Origin of the sequence: Methylobacterium ajmalii, assembly GCF_016613415.1 — a bacterium.
GTDB lineage: Bacteria > Pseudomonadota > Alphaproteobacteria > Rhizobiales > Beijerinckiaceae > Methylobacterium > Methylobacterium ajmalii.
Genome location: NZ_JACWCT010000013.1, coordinates 1 through 14,255 on the forward strand (window position 1 = coordinate 1; position 14,255 = coordinate 14,255).

Annotated in this window: 12 protein-coding genes and 1 pseudogene; 2 read left to right on the forward strand and 11 right to left on the reverse strand. The window is 71.7% G+C overall.

All coding sequences use genetic code 11. From position 1 onward, the window contains the following. Positions 1-376 precede the first annotated feature (376 nt). Positions 377-1,660 (forward strand): transglycosylase SLT domain-containing protein, encoded by a 1,284-nt coding sequence (locus tag HPY23_RS02485; RefSeq protein ID WP_244537564.1) that lies wholly within the window; start codon positions 377-379, stop codon positions 1,658-1,660. Positions 1,661-1,782: 122 nt separating this feature from the next. On the opposite strand, the gene HPY23_RS02490 is transcribed toward HPY23_RS02485, so the two are convergent. Genes HPY23_RS02490 through HPY23_RS02500 form a run of 3 tightly spaced genes read right to left on the reverse strand, consistent with a single transcriptional unit; the run spans position 1,783 to position 5,608 of the window. Then, positions 1,783-2,736, reverse strand: coding sequence for a cation diffusion facilitator family transporter (locus tag HPY23_RS02490; RefSeq protein ID WP_091885868.1), 954 nt, complete (start codon positions 2,734-2,736; stop codon positions 1,783-1,785). 4 nt (positions 2,737-2,740) lie between these two features. Continuing rightward, the gene (locus HPY23_RS02495) at positions 2,741-4,339 is read right to left on the reverse strand and encodes a DHA2 family efflux MFS transporter permease subunit (protein ID WP_060849687.1); all 1,599 of its coding nucleotides are present in this window, start codon (positions 4,337-4,339) and stop codon (positions 2,741-2,743) included. Between the two features lie 6 nt (positions 4,340-4,345). Beyond that, positions 4,346-5,608 carry an HlyD family secretion protein gene (locus HPY23_RS02500; RefSeq protein ID WP_236012571.1) on the reverse strand — a complete coding sequence of 421 codons (1,263 nt, stop codon included), beginning with the start codon at positions 5,606-5,608 and terminating at the stop codon, positions 4,346-4,348. 292 nt (positions 5,609-5,900) lie between these two features. Here HPY23_RS02500 and HPY23_RS02505 point away from each other — a divergent pair, with 292 nt between their 5' ends. Further along, positions 5,901-6,530 (forward strand): HdeD family acid-resistance protein, encoded by a 630-nt coding sequence (locus HPY23_RS02505; protein ID WP_236012574.1) that lies wholly within the window; start codon positions 5,901-5,903, stop codon positions 6,528-6,530. 132 nt (positions 6,531-6,662) lie between these two features. Here HPY23_RS02505 and HPY23_RS02510 read toward each other — a convergent pair whose 3' ends face one another. The 8 genes and pseudogenes from HPY23_RS02510 to HPY23_RS02545 form a co-directional block, all read right to left on the reverse strand. Further along, a complete protein-coding gene (locus HPY23_RS02510; RefSeq protein ID WP_091885862.1) occupies positions 6,663-8,801 on the reverse strand; it encodes a S9 family peptidase in 2,139 nt (712 codons plus the stop codon). Between the two features lie 72 nt (positions 8,802-8,873). Beyond that, positions 8,874-9,302, reverse strand: coding sequence for a SufE family protein (locus tag HPY23_RS02515; protein WP_060849683.1), 429 nt, complete (start codon positions 9,300-9,302; stop codon positions 8,874-8,876). Between the two features lie 92 nt (positions 9,303-9,394). Beyond that, positions 9,395-10,396: a sensor histidine kinase gene (locus HPY23_RS02520; RefSeq protein ID WP_091885859.1), complete on the reverse strand. Its 1,002-nt coding sequence runs from the start codon at positions 10,394-10,396 to the stop codon at positions 9,395-9,397. A gap of 102 nt (positions 10,397-10,498) precedes the next feature. Then, a complete protein-coding gene (locus tag HPY23_RS02525; RefSeq protein ID WP_060849681.1) occupies positions 10,499-10,888 on the reverse strand; it encodes a DoxX family protein in 390 nt (129 codons plus the stop codon). A 63-nt stretch (positions 10,889-10,951) separates the two neighbouring features. Next, positions 10,952-11,821 (reverse strand): S1 family peptidase, encoded by an 870-nt coding sequence (locus tag HPY23_RS02530; RefSeq protein WP_091885855.1) that lies wholly within the window; start codon positions 11,819-11,821, stop codon positions 10,952-10,954. A gap of 131 nt (positions 11,822-11,952) precedes the next feature. Beyond that, positions 11,953-12,708 (reverse strand): trypsin-like serine protease, encoded by a 756-nt coding sequence (locus tag HPY23_RS02535; RefSeq protein WP_091885852.1) that lies wholly within the window; start codon positions 12,706-12,708, stop codon positions 11,953-11,955. Positions 12,709-13,188: 480 nt separating this feature from the next. After that, positions 13,189-13,806 (reverse strand): HAD family hydrolase, encoded by a 618-nt coding sequence (locus HPY23_RS02540; protein ID WP_091885849.1) that lies wholly within the window; start codon positions 13,804-13,806, stop codon positions 13,189-13,191. A gap of 228 nt (positions 13,807-14,034) precedes the next feature. Next, positions 14,035-14,255: pseudogene (locus tag HPY23_RS02545) on the reverse strand (hypothetical protein); the annotation flags it as partial.

Here is a 14,255-nt window from a genome sequence, read left to right on the forward strand (position 1 = left end):
CCGATCTACGGCCCCTGGCGGTACTACGGGATGCCGCTATCAACCCTGGAGGCCGATTTGGAGGCGGGGCTACTGTGAGCCCCTATCAACCCCGAATGACGAAGAACCGATTTTTTCGCGTCCCCGCTGTCGAAATCCGCCGGGGCGGCCGATCGGAGTGTCAGCGCCTGACGACCGCCGCCGGACGGTGCGCCGCGAAATGGGCCGAGGCCCTGCCCCGGGCTCGTCCCATTATGGACACACCGGCCCGCCAGAGGTGCCGGCGAGCGAAGCAACGGCGCGGCCCCGTCAGGACCGGTTCCGCGCCACGGACAAAAGGTTGGAGATGGGGGTTTACCCGGAGCCGGCGCCCTGCGCCGACGACGCCGGCCGAGTCGTGTCCGAGACGAGCGCGGACACCATCCGCTGGCTGACCGCCCGCGACGGCCACCATTCGAGACCGCAGGGCCGCCGGCGCCACGTGCGCGCCACCGCGTTGGTCACCTCGCTGAGCCGCAAGGCCGCGGCCGCGCTGGCGGTCGGCGTCGCCTTCGCGGCCTGCCTGCCGCAGGACGCCCTCGCCCCGGCGGCGGAAGCCCACGACCGGATCGACTTTTCTGCCGCCCGCACGGCGACCGCCTTCCACGGCGTGATGCCGGACTGGCCCGGCCCGGCCCTCGCCGAGGAGACACCCAGCACCACGGCGCTGATCCGCGACGACCTCGAGCGCCTGGGCCGGACGATGCGGGAGCCCGGGACGCAGGACGCGGCGATCGCCGATCCCGCGGCGGCTCCGCAGGCCCCGACGCCGTCGCAGGCCGTCCTGTCCCCGGAGGCGCCCCCGCTCCAGGCCGCCCTGCCCGAGGCCTCGCTGCCCCAGGCTCCCCCGGCCGAGGATGCGTCCTTGCCCGAGGAGATCTCCCTCGCGGAGGTGACCGCCCTGCCCGAGGAGACGGCGGACGGGCGGGTGGTCTTCGGCGACAAGAAGGTGCCGCGGGCGCTGGTCGAGACCATCGTGCGGGCGGCGCGCGAGACCGAGGTCGATCCCGTCTACCTGATGGCGCTCGCCGACAAGGAATCGACGTTCCAGCCGGAGGTGCGGGCCGCGACCTCGACGGCCGAGGGCCTGTTCCAGTTCCTCACCGGCACCTGGCTCGAATTGCTGCGGACGTTCGGCGCCAAGCACGGCTACGCGGCCGAGGCCGAGCTGATCGAGAAGCGCGGCGGCACCCTGGTGGTGCTGAAGGACGCCGACCGGCGCCGGGTGCTGGCCCTGCGGCGCGACCCCTACGTGGCGAGCCTGATGGCCGGCGAGATGATGAAGCGCGACCGCAACCGCGTGGAGCAGCGCCTCGGCCGCGACCTGAAGCCGACGGAATGCTACTTCGCGCACTTCCTGGGCGCGGCGAGCGCCGGCAAGTTCATGGAGTTGACGGCGGAGAAGCCGCATCAGCCGGCGCAGGCCTCGTTCCGGGCCGCCGCCAAGGCGAATCGCAGTCTTTTCTTTCGCCGCGAGGGCAGGAAGACGCGCAGCCTGACGGTCGCCGAGGTCTATGATCGCCTCGACGGCATGATCGACCAGCGCCTCGACCTGTACCAGCCGGTCGCCGCGATCGCGGAACAGATCGATCTGCGCCGCCCGAACGAAGCTCCGCCGGCGGCGCTGAGCCAGCTTCCGTAAATCCAAACCGTCCCACGGCCTCTATGTGAGCGAAGCGGCCACGGGAGCGACGCAAGGGAAGGACGGCCCGCGCGTCGGGACACTGCGACAACGAGGGAGGCGGGTGCCGGTTCCGCCCTGCTTCAGGATTTTTTAACCGGTGGCGACGACCGAGCCCGCGGGTCCTCGTGCTCCCGCACCGGCAGCTGGAAATACAGGTGCGCGACGCCGGGCAGGCCATGGCGGATCGCGGCGCGCAGGTCGGCGGTGGCGCTGCGCAAGCCGTCGCCGGTGAGGCCGGGGGCGAGGTCGAGGCTGACCGCGAGCAGCACCGCGCCGGGACCGAGCTGCAGGCTGCGCATCCGCTCGATGCCCACCACCCTTGGATCGGCCGAGAGGATCGCCCGCGCCTGCTCGATCACCCGCGGCGAGGCGCTCTCGCCGGTGAGCAGGCTGCGGGTCTCGCGAAACAGCACGCCGGCCGTGGCGATCAGAAGCAGCCCGATCGCCACCGAGGCGGCCCCGTCGCCGTGCGGCCAGCCGAAGAAGCCGCTCGCGACCACGCCGAGAAGCGCCAGGCCGAGGCCGATCAGCGCCGCCCCGTCCTCCAGGATGATCGCGAAGGTGCTCGGGTCCTTGCTGCGGGTCACCGCCGTCCAGAGCGATTCGCGGGCGAAGCGGGCCCGCATCTCCCGCCGGGCGGTGCGGAACGACAGGCCCTCGAACACGCCCGAGAGCACGATCACCCCGACATTGACCCACGGAGCCGTCATGTCTTCGGGATGGCGCAGCTTCTCCACGCCCTCGTAGACCGCGTAGGCGCCGCCCAGCGTGAAGATCAGCAGCGCGACGACGAAGGACCAGAAATACAGCTCGAGCCCGTGGCCGAAATTGTGGCTGTCGTCGGCGGGGCGGGCGGCGCGGCGCATCCCGTAGAGCAGGAGGCCCTGGTTGCCGGTATCGACGAAGGAGTGCACGGCCTCCGTGAACATCGCCCCGGAGCCGGTATAGAACGCCGCCGCGAGCTTGGTGACCGCGATGGCGAGGTTGCCGGCCAGCGCAGCGTAGACGACGAGCTTCGATCCGCTGGGTGCCACGCCGTCAATGCCCCCCGACCGGGGCCTCGCCGCCGCGCTTCACGTTCTTGAGGATCATCGCCAGCGGCACCGCGCAGGCCGACACGATCGCGAGCGCCCAGAACACGTCGATATAGGCGAGGAACGCCGACTGGGTCTGGACCTGCCGGCCGATCCAGGCGATCGCCTGGTTCTGGGCGTCCACCGTGCTGGCGCCGCGGGTCGCGAAGAACTGCGTCGCCGTCCGCAGGCTCTCCTGGTAGGCGGGCTCGGAGGGTACGACGTGCTCGACGAGGCGGCTGGTGTGGAATTGCTGGCGGTAGGCCAGGATGTTCTGGGCGAGCGACACGCCCATCGAGCCGCCGACGTTGCGGGCGACGTTGATCAGGGCCGAGGCCTGGTCGGTCTGGTCCTTGGTGATCCCCTCGTACGAGGCCGCAGTGATCGACAGGAAGATCATCGGCAGGCCGAGGCCGATATAGACCCGCGACCAGACGAAGAAGCCGAAGTTGAGGTCGCCGTAGAGGTTCGTCAGCTCGTACATCGCGAAGGCGATGATGGTGGCGCCGGTGGCGATCAGGTACTTGGGCTGGACGTAGCCCGAGACGCGGCCGATCACGAACATCATCACGCAGGTGACGAGGCCGCCGGGCGACAGCGCCAGGCCGGCCCAGGTCGCCGTGTAGCCGAAGTAATCCTGCAGGAGCTGGGGCAGGAACTGCGTCGTGGCGATCAGGATGGCGCCGGTGGCGAGCATCACGAGGAAGCACGAGCCGAACTGTCGCTTGGCCAGGAGGCGCAGGTCGACGACCGGATTCTTGTGGTTCAGCTCCCACGGGATCATCGCCACGAAGGACAGGACCGTCAGGCAGGCGAAGACCACGATCAGGTTCGAGCCGAACCAGTCCTTGCGCTGGCCCTCGTCGAGGACGACCTCGAGCGAGCCCAGGAAGGTCGCCACCAGGATGAAGCCGACGATGTCGAAGCGCACGCCCTCGCGGCGCAGGCGCTTCCTCTCCTCGACCGCCGATTTCGGGTCCTGCACCAGCCACCAGATCAGGAACAGGGCGACCGCGCCGACCGGGGCGTTGATGAGGAAGCACCAGTGCCAGGAATACTGGTCGGAGAGCCAGCCGCCGAGCGTCGGCCCGATCACCGGGGCGACCACGATGGCGATGCCGTAGAGCGCGAAGGCCTGGCCGCGCTTCTCGGGCGGGAAGGAATCGGCGAGGATCGACTGGGCGAGCGGCGCCATGCCGCCGCCGCCGAGCCCCTGCAGCACCCGGAAGAACAGGAGCGATTCGAGGCTCCAGGCGAAGCCGCACAGGATCGACGACACCGTGAACAGCGTGATCGCCGCCATGAAGAAGGCTTTTCGCCCGTAGCGCTTGGCAAGGAAGCTCGAGGCGGTGAGCACGATCGCGTTGGCGACGAGGTAGCTCGTCACCACCCAGGCCGCCTCGTCGGGGCCGACCGCGAGCCCGCCCGAGATGTAGCGGAGCGCGACGTTGGCGATGGTGGTGTCGAGCACCTCCATGAACGTGGCGATCGCCACCACGACGGCGATGATCCACGGGTTGTGGTCGCCCGCGGCGCTGTCGGCGGGGTTCGCGGTCGCGCCCATCGCCGGTCAGCGCACCCGCACGGTCGGTACGATCGACATGCCGGGACCGATCGAGACGTCGGTCGGCCAGTTGTCGACCGTGATCTTCACCGGCACGCGCTGCACCACCTTGACGTAGTTGCCGGTGGCGTTCTCGGCCGGCAGCAGGCTGAAGGCGGTGCCCGAGCCGGGCTGCACCGAGGTGACCGTGCCGGTGATCTTGTGGTCGGGATAGGCGTCGATCTCGACATCGACCGGCTGGCCCGGGCGCATGTCGGTGATCTGGGTCTCCTTGAAGTTCGCCGTGACCCAGATGTCGTCGGGCACGAACATGCTCAGCGCCTGTCCGGCCTGCGCGAACTGCCCGACCGCCCCGGTGAGGCGCACCACCCGGCCGCCTTGAGCCGTCGTCACGGTCGTGTAGTCGAGGTTGAGCCGGGCCTGCGCCTCCTGGGCCCGGGCCTGGGCGAGGCTCGCCTCGGCCCCGGCCCGCTGCGCCTGGAGCGATCCGATCTGGCGCTGCGCCACGGTCACCGAGGCGTTGGCGCGGTCGACGTTGGCCTGCTGCTGCTGCAGGTTCGAGGTCGATTGCTGCGATTGCTGCACCGAGCCGGCGCCGCGCTGGGCGAGGTCCTGGTAGCGGGCGGCGTCCTGCTTGGCGAATTGCAGGGCGGCCTTGGCCTGCTCGACCTGGGCCTTGGCCTCCTGGATGCTGCCCTGCTGCGCCTGGATCTGGGCGTCGAAGCCCTGGATCTGGGCCTGCGCCGACTGAACCTGCGCCCGCGCCTGCTGGAGCGCCACCTCGTAGTCGCGCCGGTCGATCTGGAACAGGACCGCGCCGGCCTCGACGTGCTGGTTGTCGGTCACCGGCACGGCGGTGACGTAGCCGGCGACCTTGGGCGAGACCGCGAACTGGCGCGCATCGACAAAGGCGTCGTCGGTGCTCTCGAAGGGGTGGATCGCGACGAGCCAGTACCAGTAGCCGCCGGCCGCCGCGAGGAGGAGCAGCACCGCGCCGAGGACGAACCAGAGCGGGTGGCGCCGGATCAGGCTCGGCTTCTTGCCCTCGCCCTGCTCGCCGTCCTTGCCGTCAGCCGTCTCGCCGTCGGCTTTCCCGTCGACCTCGTCGTCGCCCTGCCGCTCGTCTTCCTGCTCTTCCTGGGGGACGTGCTCGCGCAGCGCGCGGGTGTTCTCGCGCAGGGCCGCAGTGTTGTCGTCGCGCGCGTCCCGGCGCGCCGCCTCGTCGTCCCGTGCCGCCGGAACCTGCGCCCGCGCCTGATCGTCCAGCATGTCGTGAATTCCGCGCGGCGGCCGGATGCCCGACCGGATCCGCAAGGTGCCCGCCTCGCTGGACAGACGCCCGGATGCGCGGGCCGGTTCCGCAGCGCGGCAAAAAAGCCCTCGCCGTCCCGGGATGAAACGCAGAGGCGGGCCGTACGTGACCTTTCGACCGGTCGCATCCCGGGAACGGCCACGCTCGCTCGACGTTGACTGGTCAAAAGCCGGCCGCCGCTGCTCGGCGCTGGCCCGCATCCTTCTGGGGGATACTCGGATGAGTACTGGTACGCCGATGCCCAATACCATGCCGGGCGGCCCGTCCTCCTACGGCGCGGGCCCCGATCCGCTGGCGCGCCTGAGCGCGATGAGCGCGGCGCTCGCCCGCAACTGGTGGCTGATCGCGCTGCGGGGCGCCTTCGCGATCCTGTTCGGGATCGTCGCCCTGATCGCCCCGGGCGCGACGCTGCTCACCCTGGTGATCCTGTTCTCGGCCTACATGCTGGTCGACGGCATCGCCGAGATCGTCGCCGCGGTGCGGGCGGCCGAGCGGCACGAGCGCTGGGGCTACCTCCTGGCCGCCGGCCTCCTCAACATCGTGGTCGGCGTGCTGGCCTTCCTGATGCCGGGCAGCACCCTCGTCGCCTTCATCTACCTCATCGCCGCCTGGGCCCTGGTGACCGGCGGCCTGATGATCGCCGCCGCCTTCCGGCTCCACCTCGATCACGGACGCTGGTTCCTGGCGATCGGCGGCGCGCTGTCGGTGCTGTTCGCGATCGTGCTGATCGCCAGCCCGGTCCTGTCGCTCCTCGTCCTGACCTACTGGATGGGCGGCTACGCCATCGCCTTCGGGGTGTTCATGCTGATCCTGGCCTTCCGGCTGAGGAGCCGATTCATCGGGACGGGCACGCCGGGCGGGACCGTACGGGCTGGGTGACGCATCGCCCGAACCCGAGGCGCGGGCTTCCTCCCCTCCCCTGGGCGGAGAGGAGGAAGCCCGCACTTTCTATTTTCACGAAAAACCCGACCCTTCCGCCCGGGGAGGGTTTCTCCGTTAGGATGCCGGAACTCAGACGGCGGCCTCCGCCCCCGCCGCCGCCAGCGCGAAGGCGTAGATCAGCGCCACCTCCTCCAGCCGGTCGAAGCGGCCCGCGGCGCCGCCGTGGCCGGCCTCCATGTTGGTGCGCAGGAGCACCGGGCCGCCTCCCGTCATCGTGGCGCGCAGGCGCGCGACCCATTTCGCCGGCTCCCAGTAGGTCACCCGCGGATCGGTGAGGCCGCCGAGCGCCAGGATCGCCGGATAGGCCTTGGCCGCCACGTTGTCGTAGGGCGAGTAGGACAGGATCGTCTCGAAGGCCTGGAGGTCGGCGCCCGGGTTGCCCCATTCGGGCCATTCCGGCGGGGTCAGCGGCAAGTCGCCGTCGAGCATGGTGTTGAGCACGTCGACGAACGGCACGTCGGCGACGATGCCGGCAAACAGCTCCGGCGCGAGGTTGGCCACCGCCCCCATCAGCATGCCGCCGGCGCTGCCGCCATGCGCCACGATGCGGCCGGGCCCGGTGTAGCGCGCCTCGATCAGCGCACGGGCGCAGGCGACGAAGTCCGTGAAGGTGTTGGGCTTCTTCTCGCGCTTGCCGTCAAGGTACCAGCGCCAGCCCTTCTCGGTCCCGCCGCGGACATGCGCGATGGCGTAGACGAAGCCGCGATCGACCAGCGAGAGCGGGTTGGTGCGGAAGGCCGCCGACATCAGCGAGCCGTACGAGCCGTAGCCGTAGAGCAGCAGCGGCGCGGTCCCGTCGAGCGGGGTGTCGCGTCGGTGCAGCAGCGAGACCGGAACCTGCTCGCCGTCCGGCGCGGTCGCGAACAGGCGGCGCGTGACGTAGGCCGCCGGATCGTGGCCGCTCGGCACGTCCTGGCGCTTGCGTAAGGCGCGCTCGCGGGTCGTCGCGTGGTAGTCGTAGGTCTCCGCCGGCGTCGTCATCGACGAGTAGGTGAAGCGGATGATGTCGGTGTCGAAGGCGTGGCCCGGCGACAGGCCGAGAGAGTAGGCCTCCTCGGCAAACGCCACGGTATGCTCGGCGCCGCTCTCTGCGTCGCGCACGATCAGGCGCGGCCGGGCATTCTCGAGTTCGAGCCGCACGAGGTGGCGGGCCAGCACGTGCTGGAAGCGGATCATCACCCCGGCGCGGTGCGGGATCAGGTCGCGCCAGTTGGCCTTCGCCGGGGCGTCGAGCGGCGCCACCACGATCTTGAAGTCCTCGGCGCCGTCGGCGTTGGTGAGCACGAACAATTCGTCGCCGCGATGCTCGACCGAGTAGATCAGCTTGTGCTCGCGCTTCGCCACGACCCGCAAGGGGGCGAAGGGCGTGGCACGCTCGGCGAGGTGGACCTCCGCGGTCTCGTGGTCGTTTGCCGTCACCACCAGGTAGGTGCCGGACTGGGTCTCGCCGATGCCGACGAAGAAGCCCGGATCGCTCTCCTCGTAGACCGTCTCGTCGTCGCCCTGCGGCGTGCCGAGGCGGTGCAGCCGCACGGTCGCGGGGCGGTGGTTCTCGTCGACCGCCACGTACCAGAAGGCACGGCCGTCGCCGCTCCACACCACGTCGCCGGTGGTGGCGAGCACCCGGTCCTCCAGGTCCCGGCCCGTCGCGAGGTCGCGGACCCGGATGGTGTAGAGCTCGGAGCCCTTGGTGTCGGCGCTCCAGGCGACCAGCCGGTGGTCGTCGGAATGGCTGGCATCCTCCAGGCTGAAGAAGGCGTGCCCCTCCCCTTCCCGGTCGCCGTCGATCAGGATCTCCTCGCCCTCGCCCCCGAGGTCGCCGACGAGGCCGGGGGCCACCGCGGCGGCCGGGCGGCGGCAGACCAGCGGGTGCTGCCCGCCCTCGCGGTAGCGGGTGTAGTAGGCGAAGGGACCGTCGAGGTCCGGCACGCTGCCGTCGTCCTCGCGGATGCGCCCGCGCATCTCGGCGACCAGCGTCTCGCGCAGGGCCGTCGTGCCGGAAAGCGCGGCGTCCGCGTAGGCGTTCTCGGCGACGAGCAGGTCCCGGATCTCCGCCGGCAGAGCGGAGGGGTCCTTGAGCACGTCCTTCCAGTTCTCCGCCTTGAGCCAGGCATAGGGGTCGGTCACCGCGCGGCCGTGGACCGTGACGATGACGGGCCGGACGGGCGCCACCGGTGCGGCGGCGGGCGGGCTCAGGCGAAGGGTCATGCGGCTCCCCGGGAAGTGGCGTCTGGCACGGATGTGCCGTCCCGGGGGCGCCGCCGCAAGGGCGCGCGGCGCTTACGCCGCCGCCGCCGCTCCTTGAGCGTCCGCCCGGATGCGGTCCATCATCGCCCGGGCGCCGTTCGAGCGCTGCGCCGTCAGGTGCTCGGACAGGCCGAGCTTCTGGAACAGGCCGAGGGCGTCGGCCCGGGCGGCGTCCGCGGCGGTGCGGCCGTCGAAGAACGCGATCAGGACCGCGACCACGCCCTTGGTGATGTGGGCGTCGCTGTCGCCGAGGAAGTGCAGCCGCGGCTCGGGACCGGAGCGGTCGACATGCGTCTCGAGCCAGACCTGGCTGACGCAGCCGCGCACCCGGTTGGCCTCGCTATGGGCCTCGTCCGGCAGGGGCGGCAGCTTGCGGCCGAGTTCCATCAGGTACTGGTGGCGGTCGTCCCACTCGTCCAGGAACTCGAAGTTGGAGACGATCTCGTCGATGGGCGGCAGCATGGGACCTGACGGCGTGCTGGGAAAGGGAATACTCGGGATATAGGCGGGCGGAAGCCCGCCCGCCACCGGGGGTCCTTCCGCAGGGCGCGCGTTCAGCCCGGCAGCGTCAGGTCGAGCGGGGATTCCGGGGTGCCCCCGCCCGAGACCGCGATCCCGGCCTGGCCGGCATAGGCCGCGATCAGCCGGGGCCCGAGCCGCGGCACGCCGTCGGGCGGCACACCGGCGACCCCGCCGGACGCGATGCGTACCCGCACCGGCTCGGTGGCCGGGCCTGCCGGCACCTCGACCCGGGTGACGCAGGCCGTGCCCTCCCCGGTGCCGTCGAGGCATTCGGCGACGATCTCGGCCAGGATCATCCCCAGCGCGTTGACGATGCGCGGCTCGAGCAGGACCGTGCGGCTCGCCTCGACCGTGACGGCGATCCGCCCGGCCCGGCGCAGCTGCCCCAGGCCTTCGGCGAGGCGGGTCAAGTAGTCGGCGAGGTCGACGCTGGCGATCTGCGGCGCCTCGTGCAGGTGCTGCTGGACGAGCGCGATCGCCCGCACCCGCTGGCCCAGCGCCTCGAAGGCCGGGCGGCAGGGCGCCGGCGCGGCGCGGCCGTAGAGTCCGATCAGGCTGACAGTGACCTGCAGGTTGTTGCGCACCCGGTGATAAACCTCGGCGAGCAGGGCCTCCTGCTCGGAGAGCGCCCGGGCTGCATGCTCCTCGGATTCCTTGCGCTCCGTGATGTCGAAGCAGGAGCCGGCGAAGCCCGTGAAGGTCTCGCCCTCGTGCAGCGGGTAGGCGTGGCCGTGCACCCACCGGAAGGCGCCGTCGTGGCGGCGCAGGCGGTACTCGGCGCTGTGGGGCGTCCGCCGCGCATAGGCCTCCGCCAGGGCGGCCTCGTGGCCGGCCCGGTCCTCGGGATGCAGCCCGTCCTTCCAGCCCTGGCCGAGCTCGTCCTGCGCCGCGCGGCCGCGGAAGGCCATCCAGGCCGGGTTGACGTAGATGAGGCGTGCCTGCCGGTCGGCACGCCAGATCATCAGCCCGGCCCCCTCGGCGAAGGTGCGGAAGGCCGCGTCCGCCCCGTCCGACGTCGTTGTCTGCGCGGCCATGGTTCCACCCGTATCCTGACGCCGATCACTCCTTCAGGGCCGGTCAACGTGCCGGACCCGGCGCCGTTCCGGCGCAAGCGGTCAGGACGAAAATACGAAGGATCAGCGCCGGTTGAGGGCGAAGCGGCCGGGGCCGGCGGCGGCGATCATCAGGAGGCCGCCGATGATCGAGAGATTCTTCATCGCCTGGATCTGGTTCGTCCGGAAGGCGTCGCCGGTCATCGACCAGAAATTGTGGAAGAACACGATCGTCGTCAGGGTGAAGACCGCGAGCAGCACCGAGGCGGCGCGGGCGTAGAAGCCGAGGGCGATCAGGAGGCCGAGGCCCAGCTCGGCCGCGATGGTGAGGTAGGCCAGCACCTGCGGGTAGGGCAGGCCCTTGCCCGAGACCGCCGCCACGACGCCGGCCGGGTTCATCAGCTTCTGGGCGCCGGAGACGCAGAACAGCACGACGACGAGAATGCGGGCGACACTGAACACGGCTTGGCTCATCGGGAACTCCGGGGTCTGACGGAGCCCGTTGGAGGACCTGGCCGCCAAACAGTCAAGCTGTCGTCAGCGGCCCCCGGTCCAGTCGGCCGGATGGGGCCGGCTCCCGGCCGGCATCGCCTCGCCGGGCTCGAAGCGGGCGAGCTCGGCGGCCCGCGCGTTGATCCACCCGGCATGCTGGCCGACCGGGGTCACGGCGGTGAAGCCGCCGCAGGCGGTGCGGACCCGGCCCTGCTGGGCGGCGCCGCTCGACCAGCTCACCACGCCGACGAGCTGGTAGCCGCCCGGACCGCCGCGCAGGATCGGCCCGCCGGAATCGCCCAGGCACGCGCCGGCGCCGGCGGTCTCGGCGAGGGTGGTGCGGTCGGCCACCACCGTCACGGTGTTGGCGACCTGCAGCTCGCCGAGCGACACGAGGCGGGCCTGGCGCAGCACCCGGGCGGAGCCGCGGCGGTTCTCCGCCACCACGCCGTAGCCGGCGATGGCGACCGTGTCGCCCTGCGCGATGTCGCCGGCGGAGCGCGCGTCGAGGGGACGGAAGTCGGGGCCGAGCCGCTCGCCGATCTTGAGGATGGCGAGGTCGGTGCCGGGCTGGGTCTCGGGGGTGGTGCCGGGCACGAAATCCGGGTGCATCGAGGCGGCGATCGCCCGCAGGCGGCGCTGGCGGAAATTGCGGTCGACGGCCACGACCCAGTAGCCGGCCTTGCGCATCACGCAATGGGCCGCCGTCAGCACGAGGTCGGGGGCGATGAGCGAGCCCGAGCACATCTCGCCGGTGGTGCTCTCGATCCGCACCACCGAGCCGCGCAGGCCGTCGGGATCGCGGGTCACCTCGCCCCGGACCACGGCGCCGGCGGCCCCGCTCCACAGGCCGAGGGGCGCGGCCACCGCGAGGGCGGCCAGGGCGGGACGGAGGCGGGACGGGAGAGCGCGCATGGAACCCAACCTACGAGCGCGCGGCCACGCTCGACAAGGGAAGTCTCGCGCACCGGGTGCGGTTCCGCACCGGCACGGCGGCGCAGCGTGAACGAAACCGCGAGCGGGGCCGGGCGAAGGCCGTCACGACCTCACTCCCAGCGCGCCGGGGTGCCCCAGGCGGCGGTCGTGCGGTCGATCCAGGCCCGCTGCGGCCCGACCAGCACGCCCTGCGAGACGCCGCCGCAGGGCGCCTTGCCGGCGCCGCTCGCCCAGGTCGTCACTGCGAGCACGCCGCCGCCCGCCCCGGCGACCGGCCCGCCCGAATCGCCCTCGCAGGCGCCCGACGCCGTCGCTCCCTTGAGCCAGACCAGGATCCGGCTCGGGCCGTAGGGCTCGACCACCGGCAGGGTCGCGGTCCGGAAGGTGCCGGTGCTGCGGTGGTCGCCGGGCCGCGCCACGCCGTAGCCGCCGAGCGTCAGCGGCGTGCCGGCGGCCGCCGGCGCCTCGGCGAGGGCGGCGGGGACGAAGCGGGCCGGCAGCGCCGTCTCGGTGCGCAGGAGCGCGAGATCGATCGAGCGCCGCCGCCCGGCGATGGCGCCAGCGTCGTAGCCCGGATGCACCGCCCGGGCGGCGACCGCGAGCAGCACCGGCGCCCCGGCCTCGTCGCGAAAGTGCACCCGGTGCTCGACCCCGGGCGCGGCGCAATGCGCGGCGGTGAGCACCACGTCGCGGGCGAGCACGATGCCGGTGCAGACCCCGCCGCGCGACGACAGCACCATCACGCTGGAACGCGCCAGCGCCGCGTCGGGCGCGTCGAGCCCACCGACCACCGCCCGGGCGGGGGTGGCGAGGGAGAGGAGCGGGACGATGAGGACGGTGAGGAGCGGGAAGGCTGGGCGGATCACGTCGCTCTCGGAGGCAGCGGGCCGGAAGGCCCCTGCCCTGCCCGATGCGGCGCGGGAGGTCCAGAGAATGATCTTCGAGATCGGTTCTCGATCCCAATCACCTTCTCACTCCGAGGCGTCGAACGGGATGGAAACCCGCACTCGATTTGAAAACCTCCTGAGATCCTGTTCGACTTGCGACGACACGATCGCGAGGGGATTTTCCATCCTACACTCCACCTCATCCTGAGGTGCTGGCGATCATAGATCGCGGGCGATCGAAGATCGCCGAGCTTCGAAGGAGGGATCCAGCGATCTCGGAGATTTCTGAAGCCTTCCTTCGAGGCTCACTGCGTTCGCACCTCAGGATGAGGTTGCGGGTGGGATAGAGTATGTCGATCGGTCAAACAGGCTCCGAAAGCACCATCCGCAAGTCCCGAATGGATATCGCCGATCCGCCCCGGCCTGCCCGGACGCGCGGGTCACGACACCGCCGGCCCCCTACGTTTCCAGGCCCCGCGCCACGAGATCCCGGCGAAACGCCTCGACCGACGTGAAATGATGGGCGTGGAGCCCGGCCGCGCGGGCGCCCGCGACGTTCTCGGCGAGGTCGTCCACGAACAGCGCGGCGGACGGCGCGACCGCGAGGCCGGCTAGGCAGCGCTCGAAGCACACCGCATCGGGCTTGGCCGCGCCGAACGACGCCGAGGCGAAGATCCGCTCGCCGAAGAGCGGCCGGAGTTCGGGGCAGATGACGTCGACGTGGTCGGTCAGGAGTTCCGGGTTGTTGGTCAGGACGGCGATGCCCGTCGCGGCGCGCAGCCGCGCGGCAAGCGCCAGCATCGGGCCGTTCGGCGCGACCGCGGCGCGGCGCGCATCGACCCACTCCGCCAGGGAGACGGGACGCCCGATCCGCTCGCCGAAGGCCTGGAGATAGGCCTCCCGCCCGAGCGCCCCGCGATCGCCCGCCGCCTCCAGGCCGCTGTCCCAGATCGCCGCCCGGATGACCTCCGGGGCGATGCCGGTGATCTCCGATAGGCGCTCGGCGCGCCGGCGGCGGCTGTAGTGGTAGAGGACGTCGTCGAGGTCGAACAGGACGAGGTCGATGCGGCCTTCCATGCCGAGGGTCTCCCTGCAGCCTGCGATCGGAGCGGACGGCCGCGCCGTCGCGCATCCGCATCGGTAGCGGGCGCGGGTTCGGACCGCCACACCGGTCCGCGGGGCCAGCTAGAGCATTTTCCGACGAAGTGGATGCCGGTTCGTCGAAGAAAATGCGGCAGAATCAGAAACCTGGAGCGCTTCGCGATTGCAGCGCGATCGTGAAGCGCTCCAGGCCCGGGCAAGCCCTCAGGGGTCCGTCATGGCGACCGACGCCGGAACCAGCCGCGGCGGGGCGGCAACGGCGTCCGGCGGTGCCAGTGCCACGGAGGGCGGCACCGGGCCGAGGCAGCCGGTGCAGACCGAGGCGATCGCCCGGTTGGCCCGGGCGGTGATGCGCGCCTCGAACGCCTCCCGGGCCGCGGCGGCGCGGGCGACCGCCGCCTGGCGCTCGGCCTCGCGGGCGGCCT